The 13,845-nt window shown below is 66.4% G+C and carries 12 protein-coding genes, 1 tRNA gene and 1 pseudogene; 5 read left to right on the top strand and 9 right to left on the bottom strand.

Annotated features, from left to right (window positions below):
- Positions 1-18: 18 nt before the first annotated feature.
- A complete protein-coding gene (locus OHS03_RS04875) occupies positions 19-783 on the bottom strand; it encodes an acyl-[acyl-carrier-protein] thioesterase (RefSeq protein WP_328661108.1) in 765 nt (254 codons plus the stop codon).
- 220 nt (positions 784-1,003) lie between these two features.
- On the opposite strand from OHS03_RS04875, the gene OHS03_RS04870 reads away from it, so the two are divergent.
- Both OHS03_RS04870 and OHS03_RS04865 read left to right on the top strand, forming a co-directional pair.
- Positions 1,004-1,921 (top strand): haloalkane dehalogenase, encoded by a 918-nt coding sequence (locus OHS03_RS04870; RefSeq protein WP_328661106.1) that lies wholly within the window; start codon positions 1,004-1,006, stop codon positions 1,919-1,921.
- A 113-nt stretch (positions 1,922-2,034) separates the two neighbouring features.
- Positions 2,035-2,373, top strand: coding sequence for an LGFP repeat-containing protein (locus tag OHS03_RS04865; protein WP_056824593.1), 339 nt, complete (start codon positions 2,035-2,037; stop codon positions 2,371-2,373).
- A 66-nt stretch (positions 2,374-2,439) separates the two neighbouring features.
- Here the strand turns inward: OHS03_RS04865 and polA are convergent, their stop codons facing one another.
- The 8 genes and pseudogenes from polA to OHS03_RS04825 form a co-directional block, all read right to left on the bottom strand.
- Positions 2,440-5,178 carry a DNA polymerase I gene (gene polA / locus OHS03_RS04860; protein WP_328661104.1) on the bottom strand — a complete coding sequence of 913 codons (2,739 nt, stop codon included), beginning with the start codon at positions 5,176-5,178 and terminating at the stop codon, positions 2,440-2,442.
- Between the two features lie 81 nt (positions 5,179-5,259).
- Positions 5,260-5,955, bottom strand: coding sequence for an ABC transporter ATP-binding protein (locus OHS03_RS04855; protein ID WP_235569926.1), 696 nt, complete (start codon positions 5,953-5,955; stop codon positions 5,260-5,262).
- Positions 5,956-6,105: 150 nt separating this feature from the next.
- Positions 6,106-7,011: pseudogene (locus tag OHS03_RS04850) on the bottom strand (ABC transporter ATP-binding protein); the annotation flags it as partial.
- Positions 7,012-7,052: 41 nt separating this feature from the next.
- Positions 7,053-8,489, bottom strand: a complete 1,437-nt coding sequence (locus tag OHS03_RS04845; protein WP_328661101.1) for a branched-chain amino acid ABC transporter permease — start codon at positions 8,487-8,489, stop codon at positions 7,053-7,055.
- Positions 8,486-9,523: a branched-chain amino acid ABC transporter permease gene (locus OHS03_RS04840; RefSeq protein ID WP_056824606.1), complete on the bottom strand. Its 1,038-nt coding sequence runs from the start codon at positions 9,521-9,523 to the stop codon at positions 8,486-8,488. The genes OHS03_RS04845 and OHS03_RS04840 overlap by 4 nt, the downstream gene beginning before the upstream one ends.
- 72 nt (positions 9,524-9,595) lie before the next feature.
- Positions 9,596-10,753, bottom strand: coding sequence for a branched-chain amino acid ABC transporter substrate-binding protein (locus OHS03_RS04835; protein ID WP_328661099.1), 1,158 nt, complete (start codon positions 10,751-10,753; stop codon positions 9,596-9,598).
- Positions 10,754-11,025: 272 nt separating this feature from the next.
- On the bottom strand, positions 11,026-11,637 hold the full coding sequence (locus tag OHS03_RS04830) for an ANTAR domain-containing response regulator (protein WP_056824610.1): 612 nt from the start codon (positions 11,635-11,637) through the stop codon (positions 11,026-11,028).
- A 165-nt stretch (positions 11,638-11,802) separates the two neighbouring features.
- A tRNA-Leu gene (locus OHS03_RS04825) sits at positions 11,803-11,889 on the bottom strand.
- Between the two features lie 112 nt (positions 11,890-12,001).
- Between OHS03_RS04825 and OHS03_RS04820 the strand changes: the two genes are divergently transcribed.
- From OHS03_RS04820 to OHS03_RS04810, 3 genes are all read left to right on the top strand, one after another.
- Positions 12,002-12,511, top strand: coding sequence for a monooxygenase family protein (locus OHS03_RS04820; protein ID WP_056824613.1), 510 nt, complete (start codon positions 12,002-12,004; stop codon positions 12,509-12,511).
- 185 nt (positions 12,512-12,696) lie between these two features.
- Positions 12,697-13,320: an arsenate reductase/protein-tyrosine-phosphatase family protein gene (locus tag OHS03_RS04815; RefSeq protein WP_328661096.1), complete on the top strand. Its 624-nt coding sequence runs from the start codon at positions 12,697-12,699 to the stop codon at positions 13,318-13,320.
- Between the two features lie 140 nt (positions 13,321-13,460).
- Positions 13,461-13,817 (top strand): hypothetical protein, encoded by a 357-nt coding sequence (locus tag OHS03_RS04810; RefSeq protein WP_328661095.1) that lies wholly within the window; start codon positions 13,461-13,463, stop codon positions 13,815-13,817.
- Positions 13,818-13,845: the final 28 nt, after the last annotated feature.

The following is a 13,845-nucleotide window of genomic DNA, read 5'->3' as shown; positions in this document are numbered from 1 at the left end:
ATCGCCGCCGCTGCTCGATCAGCGCCCCGGCAGGGGGTCGACCGAGGCGAGAGCCCGCGCCGAACCGTTGACATCGACCTGCACGCGCAGGCTGTCGGGCTGCGAGCTCGTCCGCAATACCACCTTGTCGCCCATCATCACCGGGCCGACGTGTTCGACGATCGCCCGATACGGCAACCGGTGGCTGCCCGGGTGCGCCGCGAGCGCCTCCTCGACCGCTTCCCAGTAGACGGCGTTGTTGACGTGGCCGAGCCGGTCGACATCGGTGACGCGCAGCGGGAACGGCACCGACTCCACGTGCGGGTCGTCGAGTTCGGTGAGGGCCGCTTTCCAGCGGAGGCGGTGCTCGGTGGTGCTGGCCAGCATCGGCGCCATGAACGCCTCGCTCATCCGGGCGGGCCGGCCGGCCACCGGGTCGATGTGGATCAGGAAGGCCGCGGCCTCGATATGTCCGCCCTTCTCTCCGCGCAGCTGAATTCGCATGTCGCACCAGCGATTCGAGAGCGCGTCGGCCCAGCGACGTAGCTGGACGCGGTCGCCGAACACGATCGGCTCGTACACGTCGATCACAGTGCGTCGCACGATCCACGCCTGATGGGTGTGGCCGTCCTCGACGGCATCGAGGTGATCGAACCCGATGTCCTGCAGATACCGCGCCACCGCGTCGAGCCGCAACCGGTCGTCGCCGTCGGTATCACCCAGCCGCACCGGCCACGACATCGCGAAGGCCTGCTCGATATCGGGGCAGTCGGGCAGCGGGGTCGCGATGACGTCAGCAGTCATAGGGCCGATGCTGCCATAGTTCGCCACGCCCGCCCCGATCCGACGAACCCGGGCGTGCACCGGCCGGTCGCCGGGAACACTCCGGTCGGCGCGCGGTCGGTCCGGGCCCGTCACCCCGCACGCATGGCGAGCGTCTCAGCGATGCCTCGACCGAAGATAGTGAACCGCAGAACTTTTCGTCCGTAAGGTCGGTTCGAAGCCCCCGGACAGGACGGACGCGATGCTGATCGATTTCACACCGGACCAAGCGCTCTACCCCTTCGAGTCCCGCTGGTTCGATTCCTCGGCCGGCCGGGTGCACTACATCGACGAGGGCTCCGGGATCCCCCTCCTGTTCTGCCACGGCAGCCCCACGTGGAGCTTTCTCTATCGCAAGATCATCATGCGATTGGGTGACCGGTTTCGTTGCGTAGCAGTCGATTACCCGGGCTTCGGCCTGTCCGAGCGGCCGCCGGGCTACGGCTACACCATCGCCGAGCACTCGGCTGTCGTCGGCGAGCTCGTCGACCATCTCGGACTCGACCGGTTCGTGATCATGGGCCAGGACTGGGGCGGGCCGATCGGTGCCGCGGTGGGCGCCGACCGCGCCGACCGGGTTCGCGGGCTGGTGCTCGGCAACACCCTGTTGTGGCCGACGGAAACGTGGCCGCAGAAGGCGTTCAGCCGGGTCATGGGCAGCGCGCCGATGCAGCGGCGGATCTTGCGTGACAACCTGCTCGTCGAGCGTTTTCTGCTCCGTGAGCTGCGGAACACGATCAGCGACGCCGAGGCCGATCACTATCGCGCGGTGCAGCCCTCACCAGAAGCCAGGCACGGCATCGCCGCGATGCCCGGACAGATCCTGGCTGCCCGCCCCTTTCTCGAGCAGCTGGCCACCGACGTGCCCGCTCGACTCGCGGCCACCCCGACACTGCTGATCTGGGGCATGAAGGACATGGCTTTCCGGCCTGCGTCGTTCCTGCCACGGATGCGCGGCACGTTCACCGATCACCAGGTCGTCGAGTTGCCCGACGCCGGACACTTCGTCCCCGAACACGAGCCCGGCACGATCGCCGAAGCTATCGTCCAGCGTTTTCGCTGGCACCGCCTGGACGGTGCGCCGGTTCCGGTCGTCGAGTCCGAGCGAATCTCTGGCTAATAAAGTGTGACCAGATTGTGAATCTCCCGCGCGTCGCCGCCGGGAACGGGCGATCGCACTGTAGCGTCGCCGCCGCTAGGCCAATTGTTACTGCGTGAAAGGAATTGTTCGACATGGCATTCGAAGTCACTGGGGCTATCGGCGATCACTACAACGAAGCCGGTGGCGCGTCCAGCCCGCTGGGTGAGCCGACCTCGGCAGAGCAGGACGCCCCCAACGGTGGCAAGTTCCAGGAATTCACCGGCGGAGTCATCTACTTCAAGCTCCCGACCGGAGCCAAGACCGTGTACGGCGCCATCCGACTGGCATGGGAAGCCGAAGGCGGCGCGGGCGGCCGACTGGGCTACCCGACCACCGACGAGCAGGACATCGACGGCGGCAAGATCAGCCAGTTCGAGAACGGCTCGATCAGCTACTCGATCGCCGACGATGCGGTGACGGTCAACGCGTAATCAGCGTTGCCTGACGATGGGCACCTACCCGCACGGGTAGGTGCCCATCGTGGCGTCTGGGCCGTCTCAGTGCGCGGCCGCATCCCAGCTGCGTCCGGTGCCGACGGAGACGGTGAGCGGCACCGAGAGGTCGATCGCGGCTGACATCTGTTCGCGCGCAAGGGCTTCGAGCGCTTCACGTTCGCCCTCGACCACCTCGAAGACGAGTTCGTCGTGGATCTGCAGGAGCATGCGCGAGCGCAGTCCGGCGTCGTGGATCGCGTTCTGCACGTTGATCATCGCGACCTTGATGATGTCGGCCGCGGTGCCCTGGATGGGGGCGTTGAGCGCCATGCGTTCGGCGGATTCGCGGCGCTGGCGGTTGCTGGAGTCCAGGTCGGGCAGGTAGCGGCGGCGACCGAACAGGGTTTGGGTGTAGCCGACCTTGCGGGCCTGGTCGACGACGTCGGACAGGTAGTCGCGGATGCCGCCGAAGCGATCGAAGTAGACGTCCATCTGCTCCTTGGCCTCGGTCGTGCTGATCTTCAGCTGGGCGCTCAGGCCATAGGAACTGAGACCGTAGGCGAGGCCGTAGGACATGGCCTTGATCCGGCGGCGCAGCTCGGGGCTCACCTGCGCGATCGGGATGTCGAAGGCCTTCGACGCGACAAAGGTGTGCAGGTCCTCGCCGGAATTGAACGCCTCGATCAGACCGGCGTCGCCGGACAGGTGCGCCATGATGCGCATCTCGATCTGGCTGTAGTCGGCGGTCATGAGCTCGGCGAAGCCGGGACCGACCACGAACGTGTCGCGGATCTGGCGGCCGGTGTCGGTGCGGATCGGGATGTTCTGCAGGTTCGGCTCGGTCGAGGACAGGCGACCGGTCGCGGCGATGGTCTGGTTGAACGTGGTGTGCACGCGGCCGTCGTCGGACACCGACTTGAGCAGGCCGTCGACGGTCACCTTGAGCCGGGTCGCGTCGCGGTGGGCGAGCAGGTGTTCCAGGAACGCGTGGCCGGTCTTCTCGAACAGCGATTCCAGCGCGTCGGCGTCGGTGGTGTAGCCGGTCTTGGTGCGCTTGGTCTTGGGCATGTCGAGCTCGTCGAACAGCACCACCTGCAGCTGCTTGGGCGAGCCGAGGTTGATCTGCTTGCCGATCACGTCGTAGGCGGAGTTCGCCGCCTCGGTGACGCGGTCGGCGAACTGCTGCTGGAGGTTTTCGAGCTGGGCGACGTCGACCGCGATGCCCGCTTCCTCGAGCTGACCGAGCACCCCGAGCAGCGGCAGCTCCATCTCCGTGAGCAGCGGGGTCGACTCGATCGCCTCGAGTTCGGTATCGAGGGCCACGGCCAGGTCGGCGACCGCGCGGGCGCGCAGCATCTCCTCGCGCGCGATATCGGCGGCGACGGTGTCCTCGTCGTCGAGCAGGGAGAGCTGGCCGGTGTCGCCGGTCTCGACGCGCAGTTCGCGCTTGAGGTAGCGCAAGGACAGATCGTCGAGATTGAAGCTGCGCTGGCCGGGGCGCACCAGGTAGGCCGACAGGGCGGTGTCGGTGGCGAGACCGCCAAGGGTGAAGCCGCGCCCGCGCAAGGCGTGACCGGCGGACTTGGCCTCGTGCAGGGCCTTGAGCACCTCGGGGTCTGCCAGCCACGTCGCCAGGGCCGTCTCGTCCTCGGGGGTGAGCACGGTCAGATCGATGTAGCCGCCCTCGCCGTCGGCCGCGGCGATGGCCAGGGCCCGCGCGTCACCGTGCACCGGGGTGCCGGTTCCGACGATCGAGAGGCCGTGGCGCACACCGGCTTTCGCATGCTCGGCCAGCCAGTCGGCGACCGCGCCCTGATCGAGGGCGCCACCGCTGATCTCGAAACCCGATTCGGCTTCCGGCTCGGGGGAACCGAGGGTGTCGAAGAGCCGGTCGCGCAGGACCCGGAACTCGAGGTCGTCGAAGAGCTGGTGGATCTTGTCGCGGTCCCACGGCGCCTTGGCCAGCTGATCGGGGCTGTAGGGCAGCGGTACCTCGCGCACCATCTCGGTGAGCTGGCGGTTGAGCACCACGCTGGACAGGTTCGCGCGCAGCGACTCGCCGACCTTGCCCTTCACCTGATCGACCCGGTCGACCAGGGTGGCGAGGTCACCGTATTCGCGGATCCACTTGGCGGCGGTCTTCTCCCCCACCCCGGGAATGCCGGGCAGATTGTCGCTCGGGTCGCCACGCAGGGCCGCGTAGTCGGGATACTGGGCGGGCGTGAGTCCGTACTTGGTCTCCACCTCGGCCGGGGTGAAGCGGGTGAGATCCGAGACGCCCTTCTTCGGGTAGAGCACGGTGACGTCGTCGTTGACCAGCTGGATCGCGTCGCGGTCGCCGGTGACGATGAGAACCCGGTAGCCCTGGGTCATCGCCTGGGTGGTGAGGGTGGCGATCACATCGTCGGCCTCGTAGCCGTCGATGGCCATCACCGGAATGCCCATCGCGCCGAGCACGTCCTTGGTGAGTTCGACCTGCCCACGGAACTCGTCGGGGGTGGCGCTGCGATTGGCCTTGTACTCGGGGTACGCCTCGGTGCGGAAAGTCTTGCGCGACACGTCGAACGCCGCGGCGACATGGCTCGGCTTCTCGTCGCGCAGCAGATTGATCAGCATCGAGGTGAATCCGTACACCGCGTTGGTGGTCTGACCCGTCACGGTCTTGAAGTTCTCCGCCGGTAGCGCGAAGAACGCGCGATAGGCGATCGAATGCCCGTCCAGGAGCAGCAGCGTAGGCCGCTCGCCATCGGGGGCAGTGGTCGTTGTCGATGCCTGCGCAGTCGTCGGTGAACTCACGCGCATGAGTCTAGGCACCCCCACCGACAGAACCGGCCCCGCATCGCCCGAGAGAGATGCGGGGCCGGACACTCGACGGATCCCGGGTCAGTCGACGCCGAGGTAGGCCGACTTCACCGCGGAGTCGGTCAACAACGCCGCACCAGGGCCGGACTTGGTGACCTCACCGGTTTCCAGGATGTAGGCGCGATCGCTGCGGGTCAGAGCCTGTTGGGCGTTCTGCTCCACGAGCAACACGGTGGTGCCCTGGCGGTTGATCTCGCTGATGATCCGGAAGATCTGCTGGATCACCATGGGAGCCAGACCCATCGAGGGCTCGTCGAGCAGCAGCAGCTTGGGCCGGGCCATGAGGGCGCGCCCGATCGCGAGCATCTGCTGTTCGCCGCCCGACATCGTGCCGCCGACCTGCTTGCGACGTTCGGCCAGGCGGGGAAACAGCTCGAAGACCCAGTCGAGGGTCTGCTGGTACTCGGCCTTCTTCTCGAAAGGTCTGCCGTAGCAGCCCATGTCGAGATTCTCCGCGACGGTCATGCCGGGGAACACCCCGCGACCTTCGGGGGCCTGGATCAGACCCTCGACCACCCGATCGTGGGCCTTCATCGTGGTGATGTCTCTGCCCTGGAACAGGATCCGACCCGAGGTGAGCGGCAGCAGACCGGACAGCGCCCGCATGGTGGTGGTCTTGCCCGCGCCGTTGGCGCCGAGCAGGGTCACCAGTTCGCCCGGGGCGACCGAGAGCGAAATGCCGTGCAGCGCTTCGATCCGGCCGTAGTTCACGACCATGTCCTGCACCTCGAGCAGCGGCGCCGCCGACTCGACAGCGGCTTGCGGCTCGTCCTCGCGCTCGGACACCGCCACGGTGTCCGCAACCGTCGGAGAGGTCACACCCTCCGCCGCGGCCGCCACCGAGCCCTCGCGCACCTCTTCGACGGTGTCCGCGTCGGGAACGCCGAGGTAGGCCGCGATCACCGCCGGGTCCTCGCGCACCTCGGTGGGCAGGCCGTCGGCGATCTTGCGCCCGAACTCCAGGACCACGATCCGGTCGGTCACGCCCATCACCAGGCGCATGTCGTGCTCGATGAGCAGCACGGTGTAGCCGTCGTCGCGGATCTTGCGGATCAGATCCATCAGCGCCGACTTCTCGCTGGGATTGAAACCAGCAGCCGGTTCGTCCAGACACAGCAGTTTGGGCTCGGTGGCCAGCGCCCGCGCGATCTCGAGCCTGCGCTGGTCGCCGTAGGACAGGTTGCGGGCCTTCTCCACCGCGCGCGGTGCGATACCGACGAACTCGAGCAACGCCATGCCGCGTTCGATGGCGTCGCGTTCCTCGCGCTTGAACTTCGGCGTACGGAACACCGCGCCGGGCACCGACGTGGTGTGGCGAGCGTCGGTGCCGACGACGACGTTCTCCAGCGCCGTCATCTCGCCGAACAACCGCACGTTCTGGAACGTGCGCGCGATACCCATTCGGGTGATCTCGTTGCGCTTGGTCTTGGCCAGTGGCTGACCGTCGAAGTGCACGCTGCCCGACGCGGGCTTGTAGACACCGGTGATCGCGTTGAAGCAGGTGGTCTTGCCCGCGCCGTTGGGGCCGATCAGGCCGAGGATCTCGCCGCGGCGGATCTCGAAACTGACCCCGTCGAGCGCGGTCAGACCGCCGAATTTGACGGTCAGACCGTCGGTACGCAGCAGCGGTTCGCCGACGGCGGTCTCGATCGCGCGATGCGGCGCGACCACCTCGGCGACCGTCTCGGCATCGGCGAGTTCGGGCATCACCGCGGTGACGTCGACCTCGCCCGCGGGCTCGACCTCGGGCGGCGGCCGGTAACCGGCCTTCATGTCTTCGTTGTCGTACAGCGCGTCTCCCGCGCCCGGCCCCGTCATTGCCCTGCTCCGATCGATTCGGCCGCCGGCTCGCGCACCGGTGTGCGCGTCACGGCCTGGTACACCTGTCTGCCGTAGGCGAGCAGCTTCTGCCGCACCGGGAACAAACCCTGTGGCCGCAGAATCATCATCACCACGAGCGCGATGCCGAAGTAGAGGTACTTCAGGTCACCGAGGTTCTGCGCGCCGCCCGGACGGAACAGCAACACGCTGCCCAACAGCAGCAAACCGAGGACCACCGCGACGATCGCCACTCCGATCACCACCCGCCGGACCCACACGGCAAGCGACTCCTTCTTCCACCGCCACAGCAGCCACAGCCCGATCAGCAGCACGACATCGAGGCCGAGCATCAGATAACCGGTCGACTCGCTGGACACCAACTGCACCGACTGCAACCGCATCGGCAGGTAGGCGATGAGGAACGCGCCGACGATCACGCCGAGTTTGTTGCCCGAACCACCGAGCACCACCGCGCACAGGAACAGCATCGACAAGATGATGTCGAACTGTTTGGGGTTGACGTAGGTGACCTGACCGGCATACATCGCGCCGGACAGTCCGCCGACCGAGGCCCCGATCACGAACGCCCACAGCTTGAACTTGAAGGTCGGCACGCCCATGATCTCGGCGGCGTCCTCGTCTTCGCGGATGGCGACCCAGGAGCGGCCGACCCGGCTGCGCTCGAGGTTGCCGATGATCAGCAGTACCACGATCACGAAGGCCATGCCGAGCCAGAACCACCAGGTGCCGTTGCTCGCCCGCTGGAAGGGATTCCAGCTGTTGGGGTCGCCGAGGTTGCCCGGGGAGAAGAAGCCGCCGGGGTGCGCCTCGGACTCGCCGACCGCGGGGTACGCGATCTTGGAGAGCCCGAGGCTGCCGTTGGTCAGCTCGGTCAGGTTGTCGGCCATCAGCCGGACGATCTCGCCGAAGCCCAACGTCACGATCGCGAGGTAGTCACCACGCAGGCGCAGCGTCGGCGCACCGAGGATCAGCCCGGCCAGCGCGGTCAGCGCGATCGCGATCGGCAGGCAGGCCACCCACGCCCAGCCGGGTTCCAGCCAGCCGCCGTCGGTTTGGTTCCACGGACTGTTCGGACTGGTGAGCAGGCCGACCGTATAGGCGCCGACGGCGTAGAAGCCGACGTAACCGAGGTCGAGCAGACCTGTCTGGCCGACCACTACGTTCAGGCCGATGGCGATCAGCGCGTACATGGCGAATTGCGCCATCACACCGCCGAAGCTCACGCCCGGAGTGTCGAGCAGTGGGGGCGGGAACAGCGGCATCAGCGCCAGCAGGGCGATGATCGGCACGCCGACGGCCCACTGGGCCGGACGCGAGAGCCCGTCCCACCAGACCCGGATCGCGTCACCGACGCCACGTCGATCCTGGTGCGCGACAGGCGCTTTCGGGGTTTTCGTCAGGTCGGTCATGCGCGTGCCCTCCCCAGGCTCTCGCCGAGGATGCCGGTCGGCCGGAACATCAGCACGGTCACCAGCAGGACGAATGCCACCACGTCACGCCATTCGGTACCGAACAGGATCTGTCCGTACTGCTCGGCGACGCCGAGGATCAACCCGCCCAGCAGCGCGCCGCGCAGGTTGCCGATGCCACCGAGCACCGCGGCGCTGAACGCCTTGATACCGAGGATGAAGCCGCCGGAGAAGATGATGCCGGTGGGGATGTAGAGCGTGTACAACATCGCGGCGGCGCCTGCCAGCAGCCCGCCGATGAGGAAGGTCAACACGATGACCCGCTCACGCGAGACGCCCATCAGGGTGGCGGTGTCGGGGTCCTGGGCCACCGCACGGATGGCGCGGCCGAATTTGGTTCTGTTGATGACGATCTCGGTGGTGACCGCGAGCACGATGGCCGCGGCGAAGATCACCAGCGCCACATTGGTGACCGGCGCGCCGAGGAAGGTGAACTGCACCTTCGGCTCCACGAGCCGGATACCGGTCTGGGCGTTGGACCCGCCGAGACCGGGCTTGATCTTGGGCAGGATGTAGTGGACGAACTCCTGGATCACGAACGACATACCGATCGCGGTGATCAGGAAGGCCAGCGGTTTCGCGCCCCGCCTGCGCAGCGGCCGGTAGGCGACTCGTTCGAGCCCCACCGCCGCGATGCCGGAGACGAGCATGCCGAACAGCATCGCCAAGCCCAGATACAGAACCGTCAGCCCGACACCCTGGGAATACACGTTGCCGCTGGGCGCGAAGCCGAGCAGTTCCAGTCCCACATAGGTGCCGAACATGCCGAGCATGAAGATCTCGGAGTGGGCGAAGTTGATCAATCGCAGCACGCCGTAGACCAGCGTGTAGCCGACAGCGACCAGAGCGTAGATCGAGCCGTAGGTGAGGCCGTCCACGGTCAATCGCCAGAACTGGTCGATCACCCCGGAGACGTTGAAATCGATGGACCCCTCGGCTAACAGGGATACACCGAGCGAAGCCGCTGATGTCATGGTTACTCTCGCGTCAGGCGAGCGGTGCGCGTGGCATCACAGCCACGCGCACCGCCGCACACATCGTCTGAACTACTTGACCTGGTACATCCAGATCTGGATGTTGGCCAACTCGCCGGTCTCGCCCCACTTGTACTGGCGGGCGACACCGGTGCCGTTGTAGTTACGGACGTAGTCGACGAGCTCGGCGCGGGTGACCTTGCCGGAATCGATGCCCTTGAGCAGGATCGTGGTCAGGTCGTAGCCCTCGACGGAGTAGACGCCGGGCGCCTGTCCGTTGAGCGCCTTGTAGTCGGCGGCGAACTTCTCCGGCGCGGGGCTGCACGGGCACGACAGCAGCGCGTCCTTGGACGAGGAACCGGCCTGACGGACGAACTCGGGATCGTTGGTGCCGTCGGCGGAAACGAAGGCCGCGGTCACGCCACCGGAACGCAGCTGCTGCACGAACGGCGCCGCCTCGGCGTAGTAACCGGCGTAGAAGATGGCATCGGGCTTGGCCGCGGACAGCTTCGAGACCGCTGCCGAGAAGTCCTTGTCACCTTCCTTGACGCTCGTCCCGCAGGAGGCGTCGGCCGCGGGACCCGCGGCTGTGATGAAGGCCTTCGCCAGACCGGCACCGTAGTCGGTGTTGTCCTGCACGACGCAGATCTTCTTGAAGCCCTTCTCGCCGGTCAGGTAGTTGGCCACGGCCGGACCCTGCGAGTCGTCGTTGCCGAGACCGCGGAAGAAGGTCTTCCAGCCGTTCTGGGTGAGCGTGGGGTTGGTGGCCGACGCCGTCAGCGTGGGCATGCCTGCCTCGCTGAGGATCTGGCCGGTCGCCTTGGTCTCACCCGAGAAGGTCGGGCCGACCAGCGCCACGATGTTCGGGTCGGCGACGATCGTCGGAACCACCTGGCTGGCGATCTGCGGCTTGCCCTCGGTGTCGAACTGCTTCACCGAGACCTGACAGTCCGGGTTGGCCTTGTTGTGCTGGTCGAGCGCGAGCTTCACGCCCATGATGATGTTGATGCCGAGGGCGGCATTGCCGCCGGTCAGCGGGCCCGCCATGCCGAGGGTCAGCGGCGCGCACTTGGCCTTGCCGTCGCCTGCGGGGTCCGCGGCCGCACCGGCTTCGGTTGTCGCGACGGCCTTACCCTGGGTATCGAGCTGAACGACCGACTGGATGGAGAGATCGGTGTTGCCGCCACCGCCGCCATCGGACGACTTGTCACTGCATCCGGACAACACCAACGACGCGGCAGCTCCGATAACCAGAACTCCTCGCGTCGACCGACTGCGCCATGTCGAACTGAGCACGTCTCACCTCTATGTCCTGTGCTCCCCGGGTTCACCGAGGGGGCCGACCACGTTCAGCCCGCAGAGAACATATCGCCGCTTTGTTAGATCCGCATCACATTCGCATCATGTCGGACGCCTCTTGTCCAGCAATAGTTCACATTATTGTTTCGCTTGCGTAAATATTTCCTGCTTTCGGCCCGCGAGGCAGCGAGAGCCGAACCGTGTCACTGCGGGGTGAGGTTCTCCAGCACGACTTCGGCGACCGCCTTCATGGTCGTGCGGCGATCCATCGCGGTGCGCTGAATCCATTTGAACGCCTGCGGTTCCGACAGCCCCTGGGTCTGCATGAGCACGCCCTTGGCCCGCTCCACCAGTTTGCGCGTCTCCAAACGGTCCGACAGATTCGCTACTTCTGTTTCCAGCGCGGTGATTTCGTGAAAACGACTGGCCGCGAGCTCGATCGCGGGGACCAGATCGGATTTGGTGAACGGCTTGACGAGATAGGCCATCGCGCCGGCGTCGCGTGCCCGCTCGACCAGATCGCGCTGACTGAACGCGGTCAGAATCACCACGGGCGCAACACGTTTCGACGCGATCTCGGCGGCGGCATCGATGCCGTCACGGCGCGGCATCTTCACGTCCATGATGACCAGATCTGGGCGCAGCTCCTCGGCGAGCTCGACGGCCTGCTGCCCGTCACCCGCTTCGCCGACGACGTCGTAGCCCTCTTCCTTGAGCATCTCGACGAGATCCATCCGGATCAAGGCCTCATCCTCGGCGACGACGACCCGCTTGGCCGCGGCCTCACGCGTGGCGCCGGCTGCATTCGTGCTCATAGGTTCGACCCCTCTGGATTCTGATGCCTGTCGATCACACCACGACTGGCGTTGTAAAGAGTACCTTTTGCTTCCGCGCAGAGAATGCGCCTGCGATGAGATCGCGCACACCCTGCGCCGGATACTCCCCCGCGGAGCGCGGCCACTTGCGCCGCGCTTCCGCCGTGGTGCCGAGTGTGGGACTCGAACCCACACGTCCTTCCGGACAACGGTTTTTGAGACCGTCGCGTCTGCCAGTTCCGCCAACCCGGCGCACCGCGGTCACTATAGCGTCTCGGCGCGCCGGGAAGCCAACCGCCGGTCGAACCGGACGTCGGCCCGCGCCGTAGTACCTCGTAAGGGCACCACGGAAGGGGCTGCGATCATGCGCGTGCACAGAACTACGGTCGACCTGGACGCCTACCCCGACCTGGTGATGATCCTGCTCGGGATGCGCGTGCGCACGCCACGCGGGGTGCTGCGGCTACTCGGCGTCGGCCCGAAGTTGTATCGCTCACATACCGACCGGCCCGACGGATTGCTCCGGCACGAAGACATCGTGTGGTCGATGTTTCCGCCCCACTGGGGAGCCAGGCAGTACTGGCGCGATCTGGATTCGCTCGAGCGCTGGACGCGATCGGAGCCGCACCGGCAGTGGTGGCGGGAATTCCTCCGCGATTCCGGCGGCACCGGCTTCTGGCACGAGGCCTACTTCCGCCGCGGTGGGATCGACGCTGTCTACGACGACATGTCGACCACGACCGGACTGGCGGCGTTCGCGCCGGTCGTGCCCGCGCGTGGCCCGATGTTCTCCACCAGGGGCCGCGTGCACGGCACCCCACCCGCGGTGCCGCCGGTTATTACCGAATCAAATTATTATGATCGGAAAGAGTGACGGCCGACACATATCATCGCAAGGTTTCCCACCCCTATCTCGCGGGTATCACGGTCACACACAACAGATTTGCGCATCGTGAATGATGTACGGCATTCAACCGAAAGGTGAATAAGTAGTACCGCGCTTGTGATGGTTACAATTCCGGCCTACTCCGTGACAATCGACCCGATTACGGTGTCGGTATGCACGTGCTCTTCGTCTGCAACTCCAATGTGTGCCGGTCGGTGATCGCCGAACGGCTCACCCGGGCGTTCGCGACAGAGCACCGACTACCCGGCCTCACCGCGGAAAGCGCGGGCACCCGCGCCCTGGTCGGTTTTCCGCCCGAGCCGATGGCGGTGGAGACCATCCAGGGCCTCGGTGGCGACACCTCCGGATTCAAGGCCAGAAAGCTCCGGCCCGAGATGGTCGATCGCGCCGATCTGGTGCTGACGATGACCGATTCTCTACGCGATCAGGTCGGCGAACTGGCTTTCGGCGCCGCGCCGCGCACTTTCACCCTCGCCGAGGCGTATCGCATCGCCAAGGTCACCGGCGCGAAATCCATTGCCGCCCTGCACCATGCGCGCAACAACCTGGCCTATGTCGGCCGGGAGAACATCGCCGATCCGATCGGCCTCTCGCCGGAAGCCTTCCTCGAGGTCGGCGACCGCATCGCCGAGATGCTGTTCCCCGTACTGGGAGCGCTCGCCCCGCACGAACAGACGAAACTCTCCGGCGACGGCGATCGCCCCGGCCTGGTGATAGCCCCCGGCGGGCCGGCCGGGCCCCTGTCGGCCTTCCTCGCCGCGCAACGCGGGCGCTGAGTCTCCGCTAGGGCTGTTCGCCACGGCGCGCAGGGATTAGACTTCGGCGCGGACGTGGGTGGTTACCCCTTGCAGGTTCGACACACGACGGGACTACAGACTTGCCGAAACGCATTTCGGATGTTTCGCTCCATGTGTATGTGACGCCGGAGATCCTCGACCGCATCGTCGCCGGTGTTCGAACGGTCCTCGACGACCACGTGCACGACCGCGATGTCTATGCCTGGCGGTTCACCATGCCTGTCGACGCGAGTGATCCGATTCATCGCGATCTCGAATCACAGTGGCGCGGAAGCTTTCCCGGCTGCGATCCGAGCGCGGAGAGCACCTATGAGATCGCGCTGAGTCTGGTCGGTGATCCGGCCGATCTCACCGACGCCGACATCGCCGACCTCGAGCGCGGGCTGGCACTGGCCGTGTACGGCGTGCCTTTCACCTTGCGCGCCGATCAGCGCACCGACGTCGTCGCACCGGAACTCGACCACGAACTGCGTTGAGCTGTCCGCCCGTGTGAGCCTTCAGCGG

Source organism: Nocardia salmonicida, from assembly GCF_036142455.1.
GTDB classification, from domain to species: domain Bacteria; phylum Actinomycetota; class Actinomycetes; order Mycobacteriales; family Mycobacteriaceae; genus Nocardia; species Nocardia salmonicida.
Note: the sequence above shows the minus strand (reverse complement) of the source record. Positions and strands in the feature narration are given on the sequence as shown.

Bases quoted from the DNA above. Each gene is read 5' to 3' on its own strand.
- OHS03_RS04855 (WP_235569926.1), bottom strand. From the start codon at position 5,955: ATGGTCGTGAACTACGGCCGGATCGAAGCGCTGCACGGCATTTCGCTC.
- polA (WP_328661104.1), bottom strand. From the start codon at position 5,178: ATGCGCGTGAGTTCACCGACGACTGCGCAGGCATCGACAACGACCACT.
- OHS03_RS04840 (WP_056824606.1), bottom strand. From the start codon at position 9,523: ATGACATCAGCGGCTTCGCTCGGTGTATCCCTGTTAGCCGAGGGGTCC.
- OHS03_RS04815 (WP_328661096.1), top strand. From the start codon at position 12,697: ATGCACGTGCTCTTCGTCTGCAACTCCAATGTGTGCCGGTCGGTGATC.
- OHS03_RS04845 (WP_328661101.1), bottom strand. From the start codon at position 8,489: ATGACCGACCTGACGAAAACCCCGAAAGCGCCTGTCGCGCACCAGGAT.
- OHS03_RS04820 (WP_056824613.1), top strand. From the start codon at position 12,002: ATGCGCGTGCACAGAACTACGGTCGACCTGGACGCCTACCCCGACCTG.
- OHS03_RS04830 (WP_056824610.1), bottom strand. From the start codon at position 11,637: ATGAGCACGAATGCAGCCGGCGCCACGCGTGAGGCCGCGGCCAAGCGG.
- OHS03_RS04870 (WP_328661106.1), top strand. From the start codon at position 1,004: ATGCTGATCGATTTCACACCGGACCAAGCGCTCTACCCCTTCGAGTCC.
- OHS03_RS04875 (WP_328661108.1), bottom strand. From the start codon at position 783: ATGACTGCTGACGTCATCGCGACCCCGCTGCCCGACTGCCCCGATATC.
- OHS03_RS04865 (WP_056824593.1), top strand. From the start codon at position 2,035: ATGGCATTCGAAGTCACTGGGGCTATCGGCGATCACTACAACGAAGCC.